This is a genomic window from Janthinobacterium sp. FT14W, from assembly GCF_009208755.1.
GTDB classification, from domain to species: Bacteria; Pseudomonadota; Gammaproteobacteria; order Burkholderiales; family Burkholderiaceae_D; genus Janthinobacterium; species Janthinobacterium violaceinigrum.
Map to the genome: position 1 here is coordinate 26,817 of NZ_WFLL01000042.1, position 23,220 is coordinate 50,036.

The window sequence follows — 23,220 nt, forward strand, 5'->3', positions numbered from 1 at the left end:
ATCTGAAACGCCACAGACTGCTTGCAACACGCCCGTTGCAAGGCCGTTGCATGGCTAAAAAATGAAACAAATCGTTTAGAATAAAGCATGCGCCGCCCTCCCCAACCTCCGCTCGACCACCGCGACAAACCCGTCATCTGGACCGTCTCCGTCTCGCGCCTGTTCGACCTGTTCCGCGACATCACGCTCGAATACGACGACCTGGCAACGATCGAACCGATCAACCTGGGCTTCGACGACGCCGTGCGCCATATCCGCGAGCGCATGGCCACCGAGCGCTGCGACGCCGTCATCGCGGCCGGCTCGAACGGCGCCTACCTGAAAGGCCGGCTGTCGGTGCCCGTCATCATCGCCAAGGCCAGCGGCTACGACGTGATGCAGGCGCTGGCGCGCGCGCGGCGCATCTCGCCGCAGATCGGCGTCGTCACCTACCAGGACCCGATGCCGGAACTGGGCGAATTTGCCGCCACATTCGGCTTCCCCATTTTTCAACGCACGTATGCCACCGAGGAAGACGCGCGCGCGCAGATCAATGAACTCAAGGCGGCCGGCGTCAAGGCCGTCGTCGGCGCGGGCCTCGTCACGGACCTGGCCGAAGAGGCTGGGCTGGCCGCCGTCTTCGTGTATTCGGCCACGGCCATCCGGCGCGCCTTCGACGACGCGCTGGAACTGGCGCGCCTGACCCAGATCGAATCGGGCCGCGGACGGCGCGCGGTGGTGGCCGACACCCTGCGCGCGCGCCACGGCCTGCACGATCTGCGCGGCGAATCCGAGGCCATGGAAGCGCTGCGCCAGTCGGTGGTGCTGTACGCCCGCTCGCCGGCGACGGTGCTGATCCAGGGCGAGACGGGCAGCGGCAAGGAACTGGTGGCGCAGGCCATCCACCGCGAAAGCCCCCGCAGCCTGGGCGCGAACCGGCCCTTCATCGCCATCAATTGCGGCGCCATCGCCGAATCCCTGCTGGAATCGGAGCTGTTCGGCCACGAAGACGGGGCATTCACGGGCGCGCGCCGGGGCGGCCACGCGGGCCTGTTCGAGGCGGCCAACCACGGCACCCTGTTCCTCGACGAAATCGGCGAAATGCCGCTGGCCCTGCAAACGCGGCTGCTGCGCGTGCTGGAAGAGCGCGAAGTGGTGCGCGTGGGCGGCACGCGGCCCATCGCCATCAATGTGCGCATCATCAGCGCCACCCACTGCGACCTGGAGCAGCGCATCCGCGAAGGACGCTTCCGCGCCGACCTGTTCTACCGCCTGGCCGTGCTGCGCCTGCATTTGCCGGCCTTGCGCGAACGCGCCAGCGATATTCCCGGCCTGGCCGAATGGTCGCTGAAAAACGCGCTGGCCGCGCTGGGCGCCCGTCCGCACCCCAACCTGCACGCGGAAATCATCGCCTGCGCGCCGCTGCTGCGCCGCTACGACTGGCCCGGCAACGTGCGCGAGCTGCGCAACCTGGCCGAGCGCCTGGCCCTGTTCCTGGCCGCCGAACCGCTGCAGGCGCTCACTCCCGCCTTCGTGCTGGGCGTGGCGCCGGAACTGGCCAACGCTGGCGGCACGGCGGCGCTGCCGCCGGCGGCTACCGCCACCGCCGCGCCGCGCCTGGAAGACGAAAGCGCCAACGCCGTACTGGCGCGCTTCGGCGGGCGCCGCGACGCCGCCGCCCAGTACCTGGGCATCAGCCGCACCACCCTGTGGCGCCGCCTGCGCGCCGGCTAATTTCTCAACCACCTCAAGACACCATGGACGACTGGCCTCATTTGCACCAATTATGGCAGCGCTGCACGGGACAAGGCGGTGCGCCTGGCGCCGACGGACTGGCGCGCGACAACGGGGACATCAAGGCGCTGTACGCGCGCGGCATTTCGATGGAAGACGCGCTGCACTTCCTGTACCAGCAGCGGCCCACCCTGCAAGCCTACACCGAGTGGATCGCCGCGCGCACGCGGCCCCGCCCGGCCCACGCCAGCAGCCCGCACGAGGACGTGCTGTCCGCCGCCGAACTGCATCATTTCGAGGAACACGGCTACCTGGTGCTGCGCGGCGCCGTGCCGCGCGCGCAGTGCGCCGCCGCCCAGGCGGCCATCTGGGACTACCTGGGCGCCTCCCCGGACGAACCGGCATCGTGGTACCGGCCGCACCCGGGCAAGCGGGGCCTGATGCTGCAGTTTTCCGACCATCCTGCCCTCGAGGCAAACCGCCACGTCGCGCACATCCGCCACGCCTACCAGCAGCTGTACGGCGCAGGCACCGCCATCTATGCCAGCATCGACAAGGTAAGCTTCAATGCTCCAGAAACGCCGCAGCACCGTTTCCTCGGCAGCGCCCTGCACTGGGACGTCAGCCTGCAACAGCCGATTCCGTTCAAGCTGCAGGGCATGCTGTACCTGAGCGACTGTCCGGCGCAGCATGGCGCCTTCCACTGCGTGCCCGGCTTCCAGCACCACATCGCCGGCTGGATGCAGCAGCTGCCGCCCGGCACCACGCCGCGCGAATGGGCCATCCACAGCCTGCAGCCCGTGCCCGTCGAAGGCCAGGCCGGCGATTTCATCATCTGGCACCAGGCCCTGCCCCATTGCGCCACCCCCAACCGCGGCCCGGCGCCGCGCATGGTGCAGTACCTGACCTACCATCCGGAGCGCTGCCAGGATCAGGATGTGTGGATCTGAACCGTTCATCCTGCCCTGGCACCGCTCATCCCGCGGCGCTGGCCGCGGGGCGCCTGCGCCGCTAGCATGGTCGTCAAGGAGGAGTACCCCATGAAACGAACATTGCAAACATTGATACTGCTCAGTAGCGCGCTGCTGGCGGGCGCCGGCCAGGCCGCCGCGCCCGCGGCATTCACGGTCGAGGTCACGGGCCAGGGCCGTCCCCTCATCCTGATTCCCGGCCTCGCATCCGCGGGCGAAGTCTGGCAAGGCACGGTGGCGCGCCTGTGCGGACCGCAGGCGGGGCGCGCCTGCCACGTGCTGACACTGGCCGGCTTTGCCGGCGTGGCGCCCATCGAAGGCGACCTGCTGGCGCAGGCGGAACAGCAGCTGGCCGACTACATCACCGGAAAAGAACTGGGCCGGCCGGCCATCATCGGACATAGCCTGGGCGGCTTCCTGGCCCTGAAAATGGCCATCGACCATCCCGCCCAGGCGGGCAAGCTGGTGATCGTCGATTCGCTGCCGGCGCTGGGCGCAACGCAGCTGCCCTCCATCACGCCAGAGCAGCTGCAAGCCATGTCGCAGCAGATGCAGGCGGCCATGCGGGCCCAGGATGCGGCGGCCGCCAGCGCCAGCCAGCGCCGCACCGTCGCGGCCATGGCCAGCGCGCCGGCCGACGTGGAACGCATCGTCGGCTGGGGCCAGCGCTCGGACCGCGAAACGGTGATCCGCGCCATGGGCACCCTGATGGCCAGCGACCTGCGCCAGGATGTGGCGAAAGTGCAGTCGCCCACCCTGGTGCTGGGCACCTGGATCGCCTACAAGGACTACGCGCCGCGCGCCGCCATCGAAGCCACCTTCCAGCAGCAGTACCGCCTGCTGCCCGGCGTGCAGATCGCACTGGCCGACACGGCGCGCCACTTCATCATGTACGACCAGCCGGACTGGATGTTCGGCCAGATCGAGCAATTCCTGCGCTGAGCCATGACGCCACCCCGCCGCCCCCCGCTGCTGGCCCGGATCGACTGGTACTGGACCTTCCAGCTGGCCGGCTGGGGCGCGCTGGCCCTGTTCAACAGCGTGTACGGCGGCTCCTCGCCACTGCGCATCGTCGCGACCATCGCCTGCTGGGGATCGCTGGGCGGCTTGCTGCTGTCGCACCTGTGGCATGGCGTGCTGCGCCGGCGCGGCTGGGCGGCCAACGGCTTGCGCTGGAAACGCATCGTGCCGTCGCTGGTCCTGCTGGCCGCCATCCAGACGGCCAGCGTGACGGCCGCCTTCCACGTCATGTATCCGCCCGACATCCTGCGCGGCATCGCCTGGCTGCCCGGCGCGCTGCTGTTCTGGTTCGGGGTCTTCCTGACCTGGACGGTGTTTTATTTCACCGCGCTGTCGCTGCGCCGCGCCGCCCGCCTGGAAGCGGAAACCCTGCGCCTGCAGCTGCATGGACGGGAGGCCGAACTGCGCGCCCTGCAGGCGCAGGTCAACCCGCATTTTTTCTTCAACAGCCTCAATAGCGTGCGCGCCCTGATCTACGAAGACCGCGAGGCAGCCGCGCACATGATCGACCAGCTGACAGGCCTGATGCGCCACGCACTGCAATCGGGCCAGCATGACACGGTGCCGCTGTCGGCCGAACTGGAAGCCGTGCGCGCCTACCTGGCGATCGAACAGATACGTTTCGAGGAACGCCTGCGCGTCAGCTTCGACATCGCCCCCGGGCTCGATCACGTGCGCGTGCCGCCCATGGCCTTGCAGACGCTGGTGGAAAACGCCGTCAAGTACGGCGTCGAATCCAGCGCCGACGGCAGCGACATCCGCATCGCGGCGCGGCGCGCGCCCCCTGCCGAAGGCGTGGCCATGCTGCAGGTCGAAGTGGCCAACACGGGCGCCTTGCGCGAACCCGGCACGTCCACCAGCGTCGGCCTGCGCAATGCGCGCCAGCGCTTGCAGCTGGCCTGCGGCGAGCACGCCAGCCTGGCGTTGCGCCAGCAGGCGGGCTGGGTCTGCGCCACCATGGACCTGCCGGAGCAGCCATGAGCGCGCCGCCGCTGAAGGTCTTGCTGGTCGATGACGAGCGCCTGGCGCGCGCCGAGCTGCGGCGCCTGCTGGCGCCCCACGTGCAGTGCGGCGCCGTCGACATCGTGGGCGAGGCGGCCAGCGCGGCCGACGCCGTCGCGCAGATCGGCAAGCTGCAGCCCGACCTGCTGCTGCTCGACGTGCAGATGCCGGGCGGCTCCGGCTTCGACCTGCTGGCGTCGCTCGACGCGGCGCCCGACGTCATCTTTTGCACGGCCTTCGACCAGTACGCGCTGCAGGCATTTGAAGTGAGCGCCCTCGACTATCTGCAAAAACCCGTGCAGGCGGCGCGCCTGGCCACGGCGCTGGCGCGCGCCGGCGCGCGGGCGCAGGCCGTGCCGACACCCGCGCCGCGCAAGGTCTTCATCAAGGATGGGGAGCGCTGCTGGTTTGTCGCGCTTGACGATATCCGCCTGCTGGAATCGGAAGGCAACTACACGCGCGTGCATTTCGGCGCGCAGCATCCGCTGATGCTGCGCACCCTGAACCAGCTGGAAGAGAAACTGGATCCGGCCCTGTTCTTTCGCGCCAACCGGCGCCAGATCGTCAGTCTGGCGCAGGTGGCGCAGGTGGCGCCGAACGCCGCCGATGGCCTCGACCTGCACCTGCAGGACGGCAGCGTGATCGAAGTATCGCGCCGCCGCGCGCAGCAGTTCAAGGCCGTCACCGGCCTGTAGCGGCCTTACTTCAGCGCGGGAATCGGCTGCGCCTGGAATGCGGGGCGCGGCTGCTCCCTGAGCTTTTTCGCCAGCATGTCCAGCGCCACTTCCAGCTGGCGGTCGGCGCCATTGAAGGTGGCGTGCGGCGGATTTTCCACCTCCACGTCCGGCACCACGCCCACGCCTTCGATCAGCCACTGGCCATCGATGCCGAACTGGCCGTTTTCCGCCACGCGCGCCATGCCGTTGTCGGCCAGGCGCGTATTGTCGCTGAGCCAGACGCCGGCGCCGGCCGTGCGCTTGCCCACCAGCGGCGCCAGGCCCAGGGCCTTGATGCCGGCGGCGAAGGTCTCGCCATCCGAATACGTGAGCTCGTCGACCAGCACGACCAGGTGGCCGCGGAAGGTGTTCTGCATGTTCGACGACGGCTGCACGCCCGGCGGCGCCCAGTAGGCCCAGGCCTTGCGCAGCAGTTTTTCGATGATCCAGCTGTCGATATTGCCGCCGTTGTTGCGCCGCACGTCGATGATCAGGCCTTCGCGGTTGATGTTGGCGTAAAAGTCGCGCGCAAACGAGGCGATGTCATTCGGCCCCATGGCGCGCAAATGCAGGTAGCCGATGCGCCCTTGCGAGGCGGCAGCCACCTGCTCGGCGCGGCTCAGCTCCCAGTCGCCATAGCGCAGCGCCGTCTGTTTCGCCATGTTGACGGGCGTGACGATGACCGCGCGCGGCGCGGCCTTGCCACGCTTCACCTGCAGCAGCACCTGCTTGTCGGCCTGGTTCAGCAGCAGGTCGCTGATATCGCGCGCGGCCAGCACGTCCTTGCCGTTGACGGCCGTGATCACGTCGCCCGCCTTCACATCCACCTCGGGACGCGACAGGGGCGCGCGCGCCGCGGGCAGTTCCGCCTCGCTGCGGTAGACATGTTCGACCGCGTAGCCGTCGCTGGTGCGCGCCAGCACGGCGCCCAGGCCCGCGGGCGTGCCTTCCTGCTCCGTGCGGCGCAATTCGCCGGGACGGATCTGCGAATGCAGGGCGCCCACTTCGGCCACCATCATGCCCAGCACGTCATTGAGTTCGGCCCGGTCCGTGACCCGCTCGACCAGCGGCGCATATTTGTCGCGCGCCGCCTTCCAGTTCACGCCGCGCATCTTCGCGTCGTACAGGAAGTCGCGGTGCAAGCGCCAGGCGTCGTTGAACATCTGCTTCCACTCCAGGCGCGGGTTCGACACGAAAGTCCAGTCGTCGACCTTGACCTTGGCCTTCGACAGGTCGGCAGGCAGCTTGGCGCCCGCCTCGATCACCAGCATCTCGCCCGGCCCGGTGGCCGCCGCCGTGCGGTAGTACAGGTGTTTTTTATCCTGGGCCAGGTCGAATTCGCGCACATTGGCCACCAGCAGTTCCGGCTTGGAACCGGTATTGCCGATGGCGAGCGTCTTCAGGCTGGACTTGTTCTCGCCGCTTTCCCGCTCGAGGAAATACAGGCGCTTGCCGTCGGCGGCCAGCGCGCTGTAGTTGCCCGCCGCCAGCGGCACTTCATACAGGCGCTCGGCCAGGCCCTGGCTGACGATGGCCGGCAGCGCGGCCGGCGCCTTCTTCACGGCCGCCTTGCCGCCCGCCTTTTCCAGGGCCTTTTCCGCCGCCAGTTCGGCCGCCTTTTCATCGTCCGTCTCGGCCGGCTTGACGCCGGGGCGGCTCAGTTCATCGTCGGGCTGGAACGGGAAACGGTTGCCCGGCTGCAGCGCCAGCGCGTACACGCCGATGCGCTTGTCGAACACGGGACCCATGTTGCGGTCGCCCCAAGGCGAGCCGTTGGCCAGCTGGAAATTGCGCGCCGACAGGAAATACAACCACTTGCCGTCAGGCGAAAACACGGGCGAACCGGACGTGTAGCGGTCGCTGGTGACGAATTGCAGCTGCTTCGAGGCCAGCGTATACAGGCCGATCTGCTCGCGCTGCTCGTTGCTGGCCACGCGCACGATGGCCAGGTTGCGGCTGTCGGGCGACCATTGCACTTCGTCGTGCTTGTCCACGCCCGCCTTGCCCGCGTCGTCGATCAGCGCGTTGCCCCTGGTCGCCAGGTCCAGCAGCCAGAAACGGCCTTTCTTGTCCGTGTGCGCGAGCCAGCGCCCGTCCGGCGACGGATACAGTTTCCAGCGGTGGTTGTCGCCCTGCGTCGTCAGCTGCTCGCCCTTGCCCGAGCCATCGGCGGCGTATTTCCAGATTTCGTTCTCGCCGCTCGTGTCGACGATGGCGAACACGGATTTCTCGTCGCTGGAAAAGACGGCGTCGCGCGCCCGCGCCCCTTCGGGAATGGCGATATCGACGCGGCGCAAGCTGCCCGTGCCGGCGATGCTGACCCGGCCCCGCGCCGTCAGGATGATGCGCTCGTCCTTGCCCGACAGCTGGACATTGCTCAAGGTATCGAGCGGCGAGCGGATCTGGCGCGCGCGCTGCTGGTCGAAATCGGACACGAGGCTGATGGCCAGCGGCTGCGAGGTGGGCGAGGACGCGGCGGGTGCGTTCAGGTCCAGCACGTGCAAGTCGGCGCCCAGCTGGTAGACGATCTTGCCGTCGCCCAGCGCCGCATTGCGCACGTCCCACTGCGTGTGGCTGGTCAAGGCGCGGCGCTCGGAGCCGTCGGGCAGCATGCTCCACAGATTGTCGCTGCCGCCCTCGTCGCTGATGTAATAGACGCGGCCCTGCCACCACATGGGACGCTTGTTATTGCCCGCCAACACGGCAGGCTCCGCGTGCATGCGCACGGCCTCGCCCTTGCCGTCCAGGTCATAGCGCCACAGGGTGGCATGGGCGCCGCCCCGGTAGTTGCGCACATTGTCGTTGGTCATGGCCAGGCCGAAACGGGTGAAGAACAGCGTCTTGCCCGCATCGTCGAGCACGGCATCGTTGGCGTCGGCCACGGGAAACACGCGGCGCGTCTGTTTCACGGGATCGATGGCGGCAACGATGCGGCGCGAAGCGGGACCGTCCGTATTTTGCGTGCTGACCAGCACTTCGCCCTGCGCCGTCCAGCCCAGCACCAGCACGCCGCCATTGTCGTACGAAATACGCCGCGGCAAGCCGCCGGCCAGCGGCATCACATATGCTTCCTGCGCGCCCTCGTAGGCGGCGGAAAAGGCCAGCCACAGGCCGTCGCGCGAAATCGCCGCATTCGTTTCATAGCCGGGATGCGTGGTCAAACGCTGCGCGGCGCCGCCGCGCACGCTGCTTTTCCACAGGTCGCCTTCGGCCGTGAACACGACGGTATCGCCGCGCACGGCAGGAAAACGGAAATAGCTGCCGGCCGTCGCGGCAGCGGCCATGGCGGCCGTGCCGCCCAGGAGGCCGGCGGAACACAAGAGGAAAGCAAGAGTACGGGAAATTTTCATGTAAGCAGTCTTTCAACGAGCTAGGGAGGCGAAACGATGTGGAGCGCAGCCGGCATCGGGATCATGATTCTTGCATAGCTTGCGCGAAAGCAATACCTATTTTTAAACAAAGTCATTTTTACAACATTTCAGCCATCGGCATGGCCGGCACGTAAAAAAACCCGCGCCACTTGCGTGGGGCGGGTTTTTCGGATGGCGCGTGGCGCAGGCTGCGCTTACTCCACTTCCACCGTTTCCGGTGCAGCCGTGGGCGCCGCGTCTGGCGGTTCCGGGAATTCCAGCAAGACCTGCTCCTTGTCGTCGAGGTCGACCGTGACCCGTCCGCCGGTGACCAGGCGGCCGAACAGCAGCTCGTCGGCCAGGGCCTTGCGGATCAGGTCCTGGATCAGGCGTGACATCGGCCGCGCGCCCATCAGCGGATCGAAGCCTTTCTTGCCCAGGAAGGTACGCAGCTTCTCGGTAAACACGGCTTCGACCTTTTTCTCGTGCAACTGCTCTTCCAGCTGCATGAGGAACTTGTCGACCACGCGCAGGATGATTTCCTGGTCCAGCGCGCGGAAGCTGATGGTCGCGTCGATGCGGTTGCGGAATTCCGGCGTAAACATGCGCTTGATGTCGGCCATCTCGTCGCCTGCCTGCTTGGAATTGGTGAAGCCGATCGAAGCCTTCTGCAAGCTTTCCGCCCCCGCATTGGTGGTCATGATGATGATCACATTGCGGAAATCGGCTTTGCGGCCATTGTTGTCCGTCAAGGTACCGTGATCCATCACTTGCAGCAGGATATTGAAAATGTCCGGATGAGCTTTTTCAATTTCATCGAGCAGCAGCACCGCATGCGGTTTCTTGGTGATCGCTTCCGTCAGCAGGCCGCCCTGGTCGAAACCGACGTAGCCCGGCGGCGCGCCGATCAGACGGCTGACGGCATGGCGTTCCATGTATTCCGACATGTCGAAACGGATCAGCTCGATGCCGAGGATGAACGCCAGTTGCTTGGCCACCTCGGTCTTGCCCACGCCGGTCGGACCGGAGAACAGGAAGGAGCCGATCGGCTTGTCCGTCTTGCCCAGGCCGGCACGGGCCATCTTGATGGCCGAGGCCAGCGCATCGATGGCGGGATCTTGCCCGAACACCACATTGCGCAAGTCGCGGTCGATCGTCTGCAGCTTGCTGCGGTCGTCCTGGTTGACCGTTTGCGGCGGAATGCGGGCGATCTTGGCGATGATGTCCTCGATCTCGGCCTTGCCGATGGTTTTCTTCTGTTTCGACTTCGGCAGGATGCGCTGCGCCGCGCCCGCTTCATCGATAACGTCGATCGCCTTGTCGGGCAGATGGCGGTCGTTGATGAAGCGCGCCGCCAGTTCGGCCGCCGTCGACAGGGCCGAGGCCGAGTATTTCACGCCATGGTGCTCTTCGAAGCGCGACTTGAGGCCGCGCAGGATCTGCACGGTTTGTTCGACGGTCGGCTCGTTGACGTCCACTTTCTGGAAACGGCGGCTCAAGGCATGGTCTTTCTCGAACACGCCGCGGAATTCCGTGTACGTGGTCGCGCCGATGCACTTCAGCTGGCCATTCGCCAGTGCCGGTTTCAGCAGGTTCGATGCGTCCAGCGTGCCGCCCGAGGCCGAGCCCGCACCGATGATGGTGTGGATTTCGTCGATGAACAGGATGCCGTTCGGATTGTCCTTCAGCTGTTTCAGCACGGCTTTCAGGCGCTGTTCGAAGTCGCCGCGGTATTTGGTACCGGCCAGCAAGGCGCCCATGTCCAGCGAATACACGACGGCATTCTGCAGGATTTCGGGCACGTCGCTCTGCGTGATGCGGTAAGCGAGGCCTTCGGCGATGGCCGTCTTGCCCACGCCCGCCTCGCCGACCAGCAGCGGATTGTTCTTGCGGCGGCGGCACAGGATCTGGATCACGCGGTCGACTTCTTCCTCGCGGCCGATCAGCGGATCGATCTTGCCTTCGGCAGCGGCCTTGTTCAGGTTTTGCGTGAACTGGTCGAGCGGGCTTTCCTTCGGCTGGCCGTCGACGGGCGCCTCTTCCACGCCTTCGGAAGCTTTCGCGCTTTCCGTCGACTGGTCCTTGCGCACGCCGTGCGAGATGAAATTGACCACGTCCAGGCGCGTCACGCCCTGCTGGTGCAGGTAGTACACCGCATGCGAATCCTTTTCGCCGAAGATGGCCACCAGCACATTGGCGCCCGTGACTTCCTTCTTGCCATTCGAGGCAGACTGGACATGCATGATGGCGCGCTGGATCACGCGCTGGAAACCAAGCGTCGGCTGGGTGTCGACTTCGCCCGTGCCAGGCACGGTCGGCGTGTTATCGCCGATGAAATTGGTGAGGGTCTTGCGCAGGTCTTCAATATTGACCGCGCAGGCACGCAATACCTCGGCAGCGGAGGGATTGTCCAGCAGTGCCAGCAGTAAATGCTCAACCGTGATGAATTCGTGCCGTGCCTGTCGAGCTTCGACAAACGCCATGTGCAAACTTACTTCTAATTCCTGCGCAATCATACTTCCTCCATCACGCACTGCAGGGGATGCCCCGCCTTGCGCGCATGCGTTAAAACGAACTCCACTTTGGTACACGCTATATCTTTAGAGAACACGCCGCACACTCCTTTGCCGTAGCGATGAACACTGAGCATGATTTGCGTCGCCGTTTCACGGTCCTTGTTGAAATACTCCTGAATGATAGCCACCACAAATTCCATCGGGGTGTAGTCGTCATTGAGCAAGGCTACCTGGTAGAGCGGTGGCGGCTTCAGCACTTGCCGCTCCAGCAGGGTTTCTGTGTCGTGCTTGGTTGCCATACGCTTATTCTAATGCTTTCACAGTGGTTGTCATGCGCAATATCTACGCCTTTCCAATTGTTTTCAATCTTACGCGTTTTCTTAATAGTGCGCAGATGGCGACCTTGCTGTCAAAATCAAGAGTTGCTTTTTTGGTTGTCGTGAAGAATTTGGCAATATCGATGGAAAAGCGCTTGACTTCATTATTTATTCCGCCAACAATGCTGTATCGACTGTTGCAGTAATGTACAGCTTGATAAGAAGTGAGACGTCGAGGAGGGGGCAAGAAGCTTCTTGCTTTTATGGCTCGTGTGATTTGTTTTAATTTTGAAAGTTCTTTTTATGGCAACAGGTACAGTTAAGTGGTTCAATGATTCCAAAGGTTTTGGCTTCATCACCCCAGATGACGGCGGCGAAGATTTGTTTGCTCACTTCTCCGCAATCAACATGAACGGTTTCAAGACCCTCAAAGAAGGTCAAAAAGTTCAATTCGAAGTCACGCAAGGCCCTAAAGGCAAGCAAGCTTCCAACATCCAAGCAGCCTAAGCATCGCCGGCCCTCAGATGTGAAAAACCCCGTTGTGAGACGGGGTTTTTTTTCGTCCGCAGGGTGCCCGGCACCCTGCCCCTCCTCGTGTTACATGTGCTCGATCATCACCTGGCCGAACCCGGAGCACGATACCTGCGTCGCGCCTTCCATCAGGCGGGCAAAATCATAGGTGACGCGCTTCGAGGCGATCGACTTCTGCATCGAGGAAATCACCAGGTCGGCCGCCTCCAGCCAGCCCATGTGGCGCAGCATCATTTCCGCCGACAGGATCAGGGAACCGGGATTCACGTAATCCTTGCCCGCGTACTTCGGCGCCGTGCCGTGCGTCGCTTCGAACATGGCCACGGAATCGGACAGGTTGGCGCCCGGCGCGATGCCGATGCCGCCCACTTGCGCCGCCAGCGCGTCGGAAATATAGTCGCCGTTCAGATTCAAGGTGGCGATGACGCTGTATTCGGCCGGGCGCAGCAGGATTTGTTGCAGGAACGCGTCAGCGATGGAATCCTTGACCGTGATGTCGCGGCCCGTCTTCGGATTCTTGAACTTGCACCACGGACCGCCATCGATCAGCTCGGCGCCGAATTCCTTTTGCGCCAGCGCATACGCCCAGTCGCGGAAACCGCCTTCCGTGTACTTCATGATGTTGCCTTTGTGCACGATCGTCACGGACGGCTTGTCATTGTCGATCGCGTACTGGATGGCCTTGCGCACCAGGCGCTCCGTGCCTTCGATGGACACGGGCTTGATGCCGATGCCGGAGGTGTTCGGGAAGCGGATCTTCGACACGCCCATTTCCTTGACGAGGAAATCGATGAGCTTTTTCGCGCCCTCGGAACCCTGCTGGTATTCGATGCCGGCGTAGATGTCTTCCGAGTTTTCGCGGAAAATCACCATATCCGTCTTTTCCGGCTCTTTCACGGGCGACGGCACGCCCGTGAAGTAGCGCACGGGACGCAGGCAGACGTACAGGTCCAGCTGCTGGCGCAGGGCCACGTTCAGCGAGCGGATGCCGCCGCCCACGGGCGTCGTCAGCGGACCCTTGATGGAAACCACGTAGTCTTTCAGCACGGCCAGGGTTTCTTCCGGCAGCCACACATCGGGACCGTACACATTCGTCGATTTTTCGCCCGCATAGATTTCCATCCAGCTGATCTTGCGCGCGCCGCCATAGGCCTTGGCCACGGCAGCGTCGATCACCTTGATCATGACGGGGCTGATATCGATGCCCGTGCCATCGCCTTCAATGAAGGGAACGATGGGATTATCTGGTACATTCAGCGAAAAATCGGCGTTGACGGTGATTTTTTGGCCGTCAGCAGGTACAGTGATATGTTGATACATCGTGATCTCCGAAGTGGGACACGCCGCCGGCGGGCAACACAGGCCGGCGACGCGCTCTGCGGTTGCAGAGTTTACAAAAACAAGTCCGAACATGGCGGCAACAACGCACTTTAGCAGGGAAAGCACCCCCGGGCCATCCGCATCGCCATGCAGCACGCCGCGCCAGGGAAGCGTACGGGCACGCGGGCATCAAGTCTTCTATAAGACATAAGACCAACATTTCATATTATGCACCAGTATCTTACAAGGCGCCACGCTTTTGCGGCGCCAATCAGCAGCCACCATCGTTTGCATCAATTAATCGACCAGCATGCCACTCATCCTCTTCAATAAACCATTCCAGGTCCTGTGCCAGTTTTCGCCGCAGGACGGCCGCGCCACCCTGGCCGACCATCTGACCATTCCCGGCATCTATCCGGCCGGCCGGCTCGACGCCGACAGCGAAGGCTTGCTGCTGCTGACGGACGACGGCCGCCTGCAGCACGAAATCAGCCACCCGGACCGCAAGGAAGCGAAAACCTACCTGGTGCAGGTCGATGGCGTGCCCGATGCGGCCAGCCTGGCGCGCCTGCAGGCGCCGCTGGACCTGGGCGACTTCATCACCAAACCGTGCAAGGCCGTGCGCATCGCCGAGCCGGACTGGCTGTGGCCCCGCAATCCGCCCATCCGCGCGCGCGCCGACAAGCCCACGTCCTGGCTGGCGATCACGCTCAAGGAAGGAAAAAACCGGCAGGTGCGGCGCATGACGGCGGCCGTCGGCTTGCCCACCCTGCGCCTGGTGCGCAGCGCCATCGGCCCGTTCTCGCTGGCCAGCCACCCATTGATGCCCGGCGAATGGTGCGAAGTGCCAGCCGAGAACATTGGAAAAGCGTGAGCAGGACAAGAAATAGTGGCTTCACTGCTGAAATTTTGCCATTAAGCACTATTTATTTTTAGATAATGCATTAAAATCATCCCACCTTAACATGACGAAAAAGGAAAGATGATGACAAAAGTAATATTAACCCTGGCCGCTTCCCTGCTGGCTGGCGCCGCACTGGCCCAGTCGGGCGCCCAGGTGCATGCTTCCGCAGCCACCGATGCCGTCAAACCGCCACCCGCATCGGCCGCCAGCCATGCATCGGCCGCCACCGACGCCGCCAAGCCGGTGCCGCCGGCCTCCGCGTCCACCAATGCGTCCGCCGCGACGGATGCGGCACGTGCGGGTGCGTCGACCAAGGCCTCGGCCGCAACCGATGCACCGCAACGCCTGGTTCCCCAGGCGCGCAAGACGAACAAGCCGGCCGCAGAAGCAGGCAAGCCGGTGAAGTAAGAGACAGGAATCAAGGGTAGTTCCCGGGGTTACGGCGGCAGCCATGTTGCTGTAACCCCACGCTTTCGGCGCGGCCAGGCAGCATGCTTGACCGGGCAGCCGCCAGCATGGCTTAATCGCCGCTTCGCAGCCACCATCCCGCACCATGAAAAATTCCCTGCACCGTCTCAGCCTGTCCATCGCCATGATGGCGTGCGCCGGCATTGCCCAAGCACAAGCTCCGCAAGGCAAGAGCCTGCAACTATCGGCCGGCATGCACCTGATCCAGGCGGAAGTGGCTGCCACGGAAGAGCAGCGCGAGCTGGGCTTGATGTACCGTGAAAAGATGCCGGCAAATGCGGGCATGCTGTTTGTCTTTGGCAACCCATCCACGCAATGCATGTGGATGAAAAACACGCCGCTGCCCCTGTCGGTGGCCTTTATCGACGCCAGTGGCAAGATCGTCAACATCGAAGACATGCAGCCGCATACCCTCGACAGCCATTGCTCCACCAGGACCGTGCCCGTGCGCTATGCGCTGGAAATGAACCTGGGCTGGTTCAAGCAGAAAAACATCAAGCCTGGCATGAACATCGGCAACCTGCCCGCGCTGCGCTAGCCGGTGGCGGCCGGCAGCAGGCGGCTGCCGGAAACAACGGAAAAATCGCGCATGAACGCGAAAAAACCCGCCAGAATGAATCTGCGGGTTTTTGCTTTTCAACCAGTGCCAGCGTACCGGCACAGGCAAGGCCGCCTTGGCGGCTTGCCTGCTGGCGAATATTAAGCGGACAGTGCTTTCAAAGCAGCTGCCAGACGGCTCTTATGGCGAGCTGCCTTGTTTTTGTGGATGATCTTCTTGTCAGCGATACGGTCGATGGTCGACACGGATGCCTGGAAGATTGCAGCAGCAGCTGCCTTGTCGCCGCCCTGGATCGCTTTGCGAGCAGCTTTGATAGCCGTGCGCAAGGTCGAACGTTGGGACGAATTTTGTGCGTTTTGCTTAACTGCTTGACGAGCGCGTTTGCGCGCTTGTGCGGTATTTGCCATGGAATTTCCTAAAACAGGGTCAAAGTGCGTTTGCAAACATTAGTGTTTGCCAACCGGTGCGTTCTGTGCGTCTGCCGAACCATGTGTGCCAAACCAGTGCCTGTCAAACATTAGTGTCTGCGTAACAGAATTCTGTACAGCCTTCGATTATAGCGATATTTTCAAGCGGGGGCAAATCAAAAAACCGTGTATCGCGCCAAAAACACGTGAAAATGGGCCCGGCAAGGGCGTATCCGCGGGGAATCGGCAGTAATTGTTACCATATTTTAAGCGTTTAACGGTACCGCCCCCGGCTATAATCTGCCCCCATGAACTTGCTTAAAACCCTCGCCGCCATCTCCAGCATGACCATGCTGTCCCGTGTAACCGGATTATTGCGCGAAAGCCTGTTCGCGCGCGCCTTTGGCGCCGGCGCCTACACGGACGCCTTCATTGTTGCCTTCCGCATCCCCAACCTGTTGCGCCGCCTGTTTGCCGAGGGGGCGTTCTCGCAAGCCTTCGTGCCGATCTTGTCCGAATACAAGAACCAGCATGGCCAGGAAGCCAGCAAGCAGCTGGCCGACCATGTGGCCACCACCCTCGTCTGGGCCACCCTGCTCGTGTCCGCCGTCGGCATCGTGGGCGCGCCGTGGTTCGTGTACGCCATCGCCACGGGCCTGTCCAAGGATGCGGGCGCCTTCGACGCGGCCGTGTGGATGACGCGCCTGATGTTCCCTTATATTACTTGCATGTCCTTCGTGGCCCTGGCCGGCGGCATCCTGAACACCTGGCGCGAATTCAAGATCCCCGCATTCACGCCAGTGCTGCTGAACCTGTCGTTCATCGCCGCCTCGCTCTTCCTCGCGCCCCACCTGAAACAGCCGATCTACGCCATGGCCATTGCCGTGTTCGCCGGCGGCGTGCTGCAGGTGGCCATCCAGATTCCCGCGCTGATCAAGATCGGCATGCTGCCGCGCCTGTCGATCAATCCCGCCATCGGCCTGTCCGACGGCGGCGTGCGCCGCGTGCTGAAAAAGATGGGACCGGCCGTGTTTGCCGTCTCCGCGGCCCAGATCAGCCTGATGATCAACACCAGCATCGCCTCGCGCCTGGCCGAAGGCAGCATTTCCTGGCTGTCGTATGCGGACCGGCTCATGGAGTTTCCGACCGCCATGCTGGGCGTGGCCCTGGGCACCATCTTGCTGCCCAGCCTGTCGAAGGCCAACGTGGATGGCGACAAGACGGAATACTCGGCCCTGCTGGACTGGGGCTTGCGCCTGACTTTCCTGCTGGCCCTGCCCGCCGCCGTCGGCATGGCGACCCTGGCCACGCCCCTGATCGCCACCCTCTTCCATTACGGCAAGTTCACGGCCGAATCCGTGAGCATGTCGACGGAACCGCTGGTCGCCTACAGCCTGGGACTGATCGGCATCATCCTCGTGAAAACCCTGGCGCCCGCCTTCTATGCGCGCCAGGACATCCGTACGCCCGTCAAGATCGCCATCGGCGTGCTGATCGCCACGCAGCTGATGAATTTGCTGTTCGTGCCCTACATCGCCGTGGCCGGCCTGGCCCTGTCCATCGGCCTGGGCGCCTGCCTGAACGCCAGCTTCCTGTACTGGGGCTTGCGCAAGCGGGGCATCTACCAGCCGAAACCGGGCTGGGCCAGGTTCTTCCTGCGCCTGTTGCCGGCACTCATAGTGATGGGCGGCGTGGCGTATCTGGGCGCCCTGCGCATCGACTGGATCGCCATGCAAGCTCATCCGCTGCTGCGGGCCGGCGCGCTGGCCCTCGTGGTGAGCCTGTGCGGCGTGGCCTACTTTGCCACCCTCTTCCTTGTTGGCTTCCGTTTCCGCGACTTCAAGCGCAGCGCCTGACAAGCTGCGCAGGACGTTGTTGCCTGCGTCTTGCCGTACTGGCGTACTGTCTTCGACCTGGCGCCTGGTCCTGCGCAGCTTGTCCTCATTGCGCAGGATGCTGCCTGCGTCTTGCCGTACTGGCGTACTGTCTTCGACTTGGCGCCTGGTCCTGCGCAGCTTGTCGTCATTGCGCAGGATGCTGCCTGCGTCTTGCCGTACTGGCGTACTGTCTTCGACCTGGCGCCTGGTCCTGCGCAGCTTGTCGTCATTGCGCGTGTTGTAGAGACAAAAAAAACCCGCCGAGGCGGGTTTTGTCATGCTGGCCGGGAAACAGTCAAACGGCTTTGCGAGCGCGGCGGGCGGCGAAACCGACCAGCGCCAGGCCACCCAGCAGCATGCCGTAGGTTTCCGGCTCAGGTACCGGCAAGGCCGATACCGAACCCAGATACTGGGCCTTTGCCAGGCCCGTCAGGCCAGTGACGTGCACGGTGTACTCGCCAGCGGCCAGGGGCCCCGTCCAGCTCAGGCTTTGCACCCCGGCCGCAGTGCTGTTGGTGAGACTGCCGTACCCGAGCAAGGTGGCCGAAAAATCCTGGATCGCGCCTTCCACCACGGAAAACGTTTGCAGGGCACCAAACGACGTCGACGATGGCGTTACCAGTTTGAATGTCCAGAAGTCGTCAACCAGGGCGCCCGCCGTGAATTTGGTGGTGATTGCCGACAGCGTATCGGAACCGCTAGGGTCCAGGATGCCCAGGTCGTACGTTGCCGCCGATGCGCTGAACGATGCTGCAGCCAGAATGCCTGCCGCGATAAATTTCAATTTCATAACTTATCCTTAAAAGTAATTTATGGCCGCCACAATGGAGCCAGCCACCGTTTTAGTACCGAAAGTACCAAGCCAGATGGTAGCATAAAGGCATTAAATTACTTATAAATATTTTATCGAAATTTCATTTATTATAATTATTTCTTCTATGAAATGGTTGCAGGCAATGGAGTATTTCCAAATGAAAATAGTTCTCCCCGCCTTGTTCATTGTTGACTTATGGTTAAGATGGATCGCGCGCCTCTTGCTGCGCAGCGGCCTCGTCCTCCGGTTCCGCCACCTCGGGCGCCGCTGGTTCTGCCGTGGGCACTGCAGGCCGAGGCGGTGGAAACAAGGCGGGCGGCGCGGGTACGTCTGCCGGCACCTGCGCCAGCCCCGCCGGCGGCACGGGGCTGCCGACGACGAATTGCCACTCGGACAAATGCGTCTTGCCTTCAAAGCCAGTAAAGCGGGCCTCGAAATTGCCCACCTTTAAGGGCGCGGACGACGACAGGCTATGCACGCCGATGATGCCCCGGCTGCCGGGCTGGTACAGCAAGCCCCATTCGGCGCGCCCCGTGATGGGGTCGACGTACAGCTTGCGCAGGTGGCGGCGCACCTGAGGAAAACGGGGATCGCGCAGCAAGGCGGCCAGGGTGGGCGGTTGCTGCGGCTGGCCGGCGGGCGTAGCGCCCGCGTAGCTCTGCAGCGCATCGGCAAACTGCGCGCCGATGTCGAGCAGCTCCTGCTCGGCCGCCTGGCGCTGCAGCAGAGAACCCACCTTCAAGCCGGCCGCCCCCACCAGGCCCAGGATGGCCACCAGGATGATCAGGCCCAGGTAAGTAAAGCCGCGCTGGCGGCGTGCGGAACGGCGCATCGCCGCTACCAGTCGGCAAACGGCGTGCCGCTGCGGTCCTTGCCGGGCGCGCCGCTTTTCACGTCATACACCTGGCCCGGCGTGTCGTCCGGCGGCGGCACGATGAGCCAGCTGGCCTCGCTGTCCGTGATGGGGTCGATGGGCATGGCGCGCAGGTATTTTTTTTCCACCAGTTGCTCCAGGGAATCTGGATAGCGGCCCGTATCGCCGTGAAACTGGTCGATGGTGGCGCGCAAGTTGCGCAAATTGTCCGCCAGCACGGTTTCCTTCGCCTTGTCGAGGCTGGGAAAGTAACGGGGCACGGCCAGGGTCAGCAGCAGCGCCACGATGCCGAGCACCACCAGCAATTCGATCAGGGTAAAGCCGCGCGGGGGGGCCGGGGCGTTTTCAGCAGCCATGGTTCACCATAAACGGTAGGGCACGTCGTTCAAGCCGGTCTTGCCGGACGTGCAATACACATCGTAGACATCGTCGCCTTCGCGCGGCTCGGCCGCTTCGCTGGCGTAGCTGCGCTTGCCCCACGTTTGCGCATCGCTCAGGCCCGCGTTCCCGTTGAACGGGTCGCGCGGCACGCGGCGCAGGAAAAACAGCTTGCTGCGCTTCGGATTGCGCTGGTCCGGCACGCCCTCGACCAGCAGTTCCAGGCTTTTCGGATAGCCGCTGGCATCGGGCGCGCGCAGGATGCGGCCTTCGTCGCCGGCCCGCTTGTAGGCGTCGAGCCCCTGGCGGATCTCGCGCAGCGCGCGCCGCAGCTCCTGCTCCTGGCGCCGCTGCACCGTCACCTGCGCGACGGGGATGACCAGGGTGGCCAGCACGCCCAGGATGGCCAAGGTCACCAGCAGCTCGATCAGGGTGAATCCACCTTGATCGCCCTGCGCAGGCGCCAGCCTCATTTGGCGGGCTGCGGCGCCACCGGCACCGGCTGGCTGGACGACAGCGGCAAGGGCGACGCCTGCAGCGGCACGGGCTGGCCCGACGATATGGGCAGGGACGACGGAGCCGGCTCGGGCGACGGCGCCACCTCCGGCGCGGGCACGCTCTGCGGCAAGGTTGACGGCACCTGGCCCGGCGCCATCAGCGGCTGCGGCGGCGGCGCCTGCATGCCGACGGCCGACGGGCCGGAACGCACGATCACCGTGCCCGGCATCTGCGTGGGCGCCTTGGCCGCCATGTCGGGACGGCGGCGGAAGCTGCCTTCCGTGCCGGCGGAGAATTCCGATTCCTTCGCTTCCGGACGCTGCACCGTGCGCACCAGGTGCGGCGTGATCGACAGCACGATTTCCGTCTTCTGGCTGTCGTCCTTGCTGCTGCCGAACAGGCGTCCCAGCACGGGAATCTCGCCCAGGCCCGGCACCTTGTTGCCCGAGCTGCGTTCTTCATTATTGATCAGGCCCGCCAGCACCTGGTTTTCGCCATCCTTCAATTGCAGCATGGTCGACGCCTGGCGCGTGCCGATCTGGTACAGGGTCGAGCCGCTCTTGGTGATGGTGGCCGCGCCCAGGTTGCTCACTTCCAGCGAGATGCGGATGCCCACTTCATTGTTCAGATAGATGGTCGGTTCCGCGTTCACCGTCAGGCCCACGTCCAGGTAGCTGATGGATTCGGAGGCAAAGCCGCCCATGCCCGGCGAAATGGTGGTGGTAATCACGGGCACCCTGTCGCCGATGACGAATTTCGCCTTTTCCCGGTTGCGCACGCGGATGCGGGGGTTGGCCAGGATGTTCGCATCGCCGTCCGTCTTCTTGGCGTTCGCCGTCACGGACAGGTCGCTCACGCCGATGCTGTGCTGGTTCAGGTTATTCAGGTCGCTGACCGTCAGCCCCAGGCCGCCCGACCGGCTCAGTGGCGCCAGGGTCAGGCTCGACGGCCAGGCCACGCCCAGCTCCAGCAGGCGGCTGCGCTTGACTTCGAGGATTTCCAGTTCCAGCACCACTTCCGCCTCGGGCACGTCCTGCAGCGCGATCAGGCGCTCGGCCAGGCGGATCGCCTCGGGCGTGTCGCGCACGATGACGAGGTTGAGCTTTTCATCGGCCACCACGTCGCGCGTCTTCAGTATGGTCTTGAGCGTGTTGGCCACCTGCTTGGCGTCCGCGTTCGCCAGGAAGAAGGTCTTCACCAGCACTTCCTGGTATTCCTTCAGTTTTGCCGCCACGTTGGGATAGATCAGAATGGTGTTCGCATCCATCACCTGCTGTTCCAGCTGGTTCGTCACCAGCAGGAAGTAGACGGCCGATTCCACCGTGCTGTTCTTCAGGAAGATCGAGGTTTTCGCGTCAGCCTTGACGTCCTTGTCGAAGACGAAATTAAGGCCGGAACGGCGCGCGATCAGCTCGAACACCTGCTTTAACGGCGCGTCGCGGAACTCGATCGTGATCGGCTGCTTGTACGATCTGGCCAGGCCCGACTCGACCACGGGCGGCGCCGTTTTTTCATCGACGTCGCGCAGCAGCGCGCGCGCGCCGGCGTGATTCGGCTGCTCCGTGAGGATGGCGTTCAGGCGCTGGCGCGCCGGGTCGTAGCGCTTCGCCTCGGCATCCTTCTGCGCTTCGGCCAGCAGCTTGCCCTGGCGCTGCTCGCGTTCGAGCGCACGCAAGCCGCTGGCGGCCCGCTCGTTCTGCGCATCGATTTCCAGCACGCTTAGAAAGCCCGCGCGCGCCTGCTCGCCCTGCCCCGCCTGCGCCTGGCGCTCGGCCTGCTGCAAACGGCTGCTGGTGGCCCGTTCGCGCGCCTGCAGGTACGCGCTGCGGTATTGCGCGTTGCCGGGGTCCTGCTGCAGCGCTTCCTGCAGCTTCTGCAGGCCGGCCGGCACCTGGTCTTGCGCGATCAGCTCGCGCCCGTCGCGGTAGGCTTGCTGCCCGGCGCAGCCGGCCAGCAGCACCAGCAGTGCCAGCAACGGCGCCGATGAAAAGGAACGGGACATCACTCGTGTACTCCAATGTTGAGCTGCTGAACCTGGTTCAACGGCAGATAAGTGAGCGTCATGACGGGCGGCGCGATCGCCACGACCTTGTAGGCGCCATCGATGACGGTATTGGCGCGCACGATATACGTCTTGTCGGCGCGCGACAAAAACACTTCCCAGGCGCCGTCGGCGGCCGCCTTGCCCAGGTAGACGAAGGGCAGCGGCGGCGCCATCGGCGGGGGAGGCGGCGGCGCGGCAACGGCCGCCACCTTCGGCGGCGGCGGGGTCCAGTTCTGGCTCTGGAAGACGCCGCCGGCGCCGCCAAAGGTGTCGCCATCCTCGCCCGCCACTTCGCTGCGCGGCAGCAGGGCCAGGATGGCCGGCTGCGCGGCCTGCGGCCTGGCGGCCGCATGGCGCACCGGCACGACGGCCCGCTCCACCGCCTCGGCCCCCTCGGCCACGGGCTGGCGCTCGCCGAACAGCAGCAAGGCGCCCGCCCCCAGCACGCCGGCCAGCATCAGATAATGGCGCGGCGTCATGGCGCGCCGCCCGCATCGGCCGGTGCACCGGCCTGCGCATCGGTCAAATAAAAGGTCAGGCGCAGGCGCGCTTCCAGCTCGGTATCGGCGATCTGCTCGCGGCGAAAACTCAGCTCGTCCAGCGAGGCGAAGGGTACGGCGCGCAGCGCTTGCAGCGCGAACTGCCACACGGCCGCGTAGCTGCCCTTCAACGGCAAGGTCACCTGGTACGTGGCGACCCTGCTGGCCTTGTCGTAGCCGCTCTTGTATTCGCCCTGCGCCAGCAGCAAGCCGTTCTTCGCGGCCAGGTCGAACAGCTGCTTGACTTGCTGCTCCGCATGGCGCTGCTGTCCCAGCGCGGCATAAAAGCGCGCCAGGTTCTCGCTGGCCGTCGCCGGGGGCGCCGCGATGGCGACGGCCAGCGACGGCTGCGGCAAGGGGCGCGCTTCCAGCCGCGCCGCCACGGCGCGCTGCTGCCAGGCC

Annotated in this window: 22 protein-coding genes; 10 read left to right on the forward strand and 12 right to left on the reverse strand. The window is 64.3% G+C overall.

The genetic code is table 11. The features are described from left to right. Nucleotides 1-87 precede the first annotated feature (87 nt). From prpR to GCN74_RS22670, 5 genes are all read left to right on the forward strand, one after another. The gene (prpR, locus tag GCN74_RS22650; protein ID WP_152258763.1) at nucleotides 88-1,713 is read left to right on the forward strand and encodes a propionate catabolism operon regulatory protein PrpR; all 1,626 of its coding nucleotides are present in this window, start codon (nucleotides 88-90) and stop codon (nucleotides 1,711-1,713) included. Nucleotides 1,714-1,736: 23 nt separating this feature from the next. Beyond that, nucleotides 1,737-2,663, forward strand: coding sequence for a phytanoyl-CoA dioxygenase family protein (locus tag GCN74_RS22655; RefSeq protein ID WP_152258764.1), 927 nt, complete (start codon nucleotides 1,737-1,739; stop codon nucleotides 2,661-2,663). Between the two features lie 90 nt (nucleotides 2,664-2,753). Beyond that, on the forward strand, nucleotides 2,754-3,626 hold the full coding sequence (locus tag GCN74_RS22660; protein WP_152258765.1) for an alpha/beta fold hydrolase: 873 nt from the start codon (nucleotides 2,754-2,756) through the stop codon (nucleotides 3,624-3,626). A gap of 3 nt (nucleotides 3,627-3,629) precedes the next feature. After that, complete coding sequence (locus GCN74_RS22665; RefSeq protein ID WP_152258766.1) at nucleotides 3,630-4,685, forward strand: sensor histidine kinase; 1,056 nt, start codon at nucleotides 3,630-3,632, stop codon at nucleotides 4,683-4,685. Then, the gene (locus GCN74_RS22670; RefSeq protein WP_193317205.1) at nucleotides 4,682-5,401 is read left to right on the forward strand and encodes a LytR/AlgR family response regulator transcription factor; all 720 of its coding nucleotides are present in this window, start codon (nucleotides 4,682-4,684) and stop codon (nucleotides 5,399-5,401) included. The genes GCN74_RS22665 and GCN74_RS22670 overlap by 4 nt, the downstream gene beginning before the upstream one ends. A gap of 5 nt (nucleotides 5,402-5,406) precedes the next feature. Here the strand turns inward: GCN74_RS22670 and GCN74_RS22675 are convergent, their stop codons facing one another. From GCN74_RS22675 to clpS, 3 genes are all read right to left on the reverse strand, one after another. Next, on the reverse strand, nucleotides 5,407-8,772 hold the full coding sequence (locus GCN74_RS22675) for a S41 family peptidase (RefSeq protein WP_152258767.1): 3,366 nt from the start codon (nucleotides 8,770-8,772) through the stop codon (nucleotides 5,407-5,409). Nucleotides 8,773-8,987: 215 nt separating this feature from the next. Continuing rightward, nucleotides 8,988-11,288: an ATP-dependent Clp protease ATP-binding subunit ClpA gene (gene clpA, locus GCN74_RS22680; protein WP_152258768.1), complete on the reverse strand. Its 2,301-nt coding sequence runs from the start codon at nucleotides 11,286-11,288 to the stop codon at nucleotides 8,988-8,990. Continuing rightward, entirely contained in the window at nucleotides 11,285-11,587 is a 303-nt protein-coding gene (gene clpS, locus GCN74_RS22685) for an ATP-dependent Clp protease adapter ClpS (protein ID WP_034751577.1), read from the reverse strand. The genes clpA and clpS overlap by 4 nt, the downstream gene beginning before the upstream one ends. 321 nt (nucleotides 11,588-11,908) lie before the next feature. On the opposite strand from clpS, the gene GCN74_RS22690 reads away from it, so the two are divergent. Beyond that, nucleotides 11,909-12,112 (forward strand): cold-shock protein, encoded by a 204-nt coding sequence (locus tag GCN74_RS22690; protein ID WP_010395943.1) that lies wholly within the window; start codon nucleotides 11,909-11,911, stop codon nucleotides 12,110-12,112. A gap of 90 nt (nucleotides 12,113-12,202) precedes the next feature. Here GCN74_RS22690 and icd read toward each other — a convergent pair whose 3' ends face one another. Beyond that, entirely contained in the window at nucleotides 12,203-13,456 is a 1,254-nt protein-coding gene (icd, locus tag GCN74_RS22695) for an NADP-dependent isocitrate dehydrogenase (RefSeq protein ID WP_152258769.1), read from the reverse strand. 310 nt (nucleotides 13,457-13,766) lie between these two features. Here icd and GCN74_RS22700 point away from each other — a divergent pair, with 310 nt between their 5' ends. The 3 genes from GCN74_RS22700 (at nucleotide 13,767) to GCN74_RS22710 (ending at nucleotide 15,366) form a co-directional block, all read left to right on the forward strand. Continuing rightward, nucleotides 13,767-14,330, forward strand: a complete 564-nt coding sequence (locus GCN74_RS22700) for a pseudouridine synthase (RefSeq protein ID WP_152258770.1) — start codon at nucleotides 13,767-13,769, stop codon at nucleotides 14,328-14,330. Nucleotides 14,331-14,441: 111 nt separating this feature from the next. Continuing rightward, nucleotides 14,442-14,768 (forward strand): hypothetical protein, encoded by a 327-nt coding sequence (locus GCN74_RS22705; RefSeq protein ID WP_226939174.1) that lies wholly within the window; start codon nucleotides 14,442-14,444, stop codon nucleotides 14,766-14,768. A gap of 145 nt (nucleotides 14,769-14,913) precedes the next feature. Continuing rightward, nucleotides 14,914-15,366, forward strand: a complete 453-nt coding sequence (locus GCN74_RS22710) for a DUF192 domain-containing protein (protein WP_152258771.1) — start codon at nucleotides 14,914-14,916, stop codon at nucleotides 15,364-15,366. A 161-nt stretch (nucleotides 15,367-15,527) separates the two neighbouring features. Here the strand turns inward: GCN74_RS22710 and rpsT are convergent, their stop codons facing one another. Further along, the gene (gene rpsT, locus GCN74_RS22715) at nucleotides 15,528-15,794 is read right to left on the reverse strand and encodes a 30S ribosomal protein S20 (protein ID WP_038495058.1); all 267 of its coding nucleotides are present in this window, start codon (nucleotides 15,792-15,794) and stop codon (nucleotides 15,528-15,530) included. Nucleotides 15,795-16,102: 308 nt separating this feature from the next. Between rpsT and murJ the strand changes: the two genes are divergently transcribed. Continuing rightward, nucleotides 16,103-17,650 (forward strand): murein biosynthesis integral membrane protein MurJ, encoded by a 1,548-nt coding sequence (gene murJ / locus GCN74_RS22720; protein WP_152258772.1) that lies wholly within the window; start codon nucleotides 16,103-16,105, stop codon nucleotides 17,648-17,650. A gap of 316 nt (nucleotides 17,651-17,966) precedes the next feature. On the opposite strand, the gene GCN74_RS22725 is transcribed toward murJ, so the two are convergent. From GCN74_RS22725 to GCN74_RS22755, 7 genes are all read right to left on the reverse strand, one after another. Continuing rightward, complete coding sequence (locus GCN74_RS22725) at nucleotides 17,967-18,461, reverse strand: FxDxF family PEP-CTERM protein (protein ID WP_152258773.1); 495 nt, start codon at nucleotides 18,459-18,461, stop codon at nucleotides 17,967-17,969. A gap of 223 nt (nucleotides 18,462-18,684) precedes the next feature. Then, the gene (locus tag GCN74_RS22730) at nucleotides 18,685-19,317 is read right to left on the reverse strand and encodes a type II secretion system protein (protein ID WP_152258774.1); all 633 of its coding nucleotides are present in this window, start codon (nucleotides 19,315-19,317) and stop codon (nucleotides 18,685-18,687) included. A gap of 5 nt (nucleotides 19,318-19,322) precedes the next feature. Beyond that, nucleotides 19,323-19,715, reverse strand: coding sequence for a type II secretion system protein (locus GCN74_RS22735; RefSeq protein WP_152258775.1), 393 nt, complete (start codon nucleotides 19,713-19,715; stop codon nucleotides 19,323-19,325). 3 nt (nucleotides 19,716-19,718) lie between these two features. Next, a complete protein-coding gene (locus GCN74_RS22740; RefSeq protein ID WP_152258776.1) occupies nucleotides 19,719-20,210 on the reverse strand; it encodes a type II secretion system protein in 492 nt (163 codons plus the stop codon). Next, nucleotides 20,207-22,237 carry a secretin N-terminal domain-containing protein gene (locus GCN74_RS22745; protein ID WP_152258777.1) on the reverse strand — a complete coding sequence of 677 codons (2,031 nt, stop codon included), beginning with the start codon at nucleotides 22,235-22,237 and terminating at the stop codon, nucleotides 20,207-20,209. The genes GCN74_RS22740 and GCN74_RS22745 overlap by 4 nt, the downstream gene beginning before the upstream one ends. Further along, complete coding sequence (locus GCN74_RS22750) at nucleotides 22,237-22,758, reverse strand: hypothetical protein (protein ID WP_152258778.1); 522 nt, start codon at nucleotides 22,756-22,758, stop codon at nucleotides 22,237-22,239. The genes GCN74_RS22745 and GCN74_RS22750 overlap by 1 nt, the downstream gene beginning before the upstream one ends. Then, nucleotides 22,755-23,220: hypothetical protein (locus GCN74_RS22755; RefSeq protein WP_152258779.1), on the reverse strand; the 466-nt coding region annotated here is incomplete at its 5' end. The genes GCN74_RS22755 and GCN74_RS22750, both read right to left, overlap by 4 nt.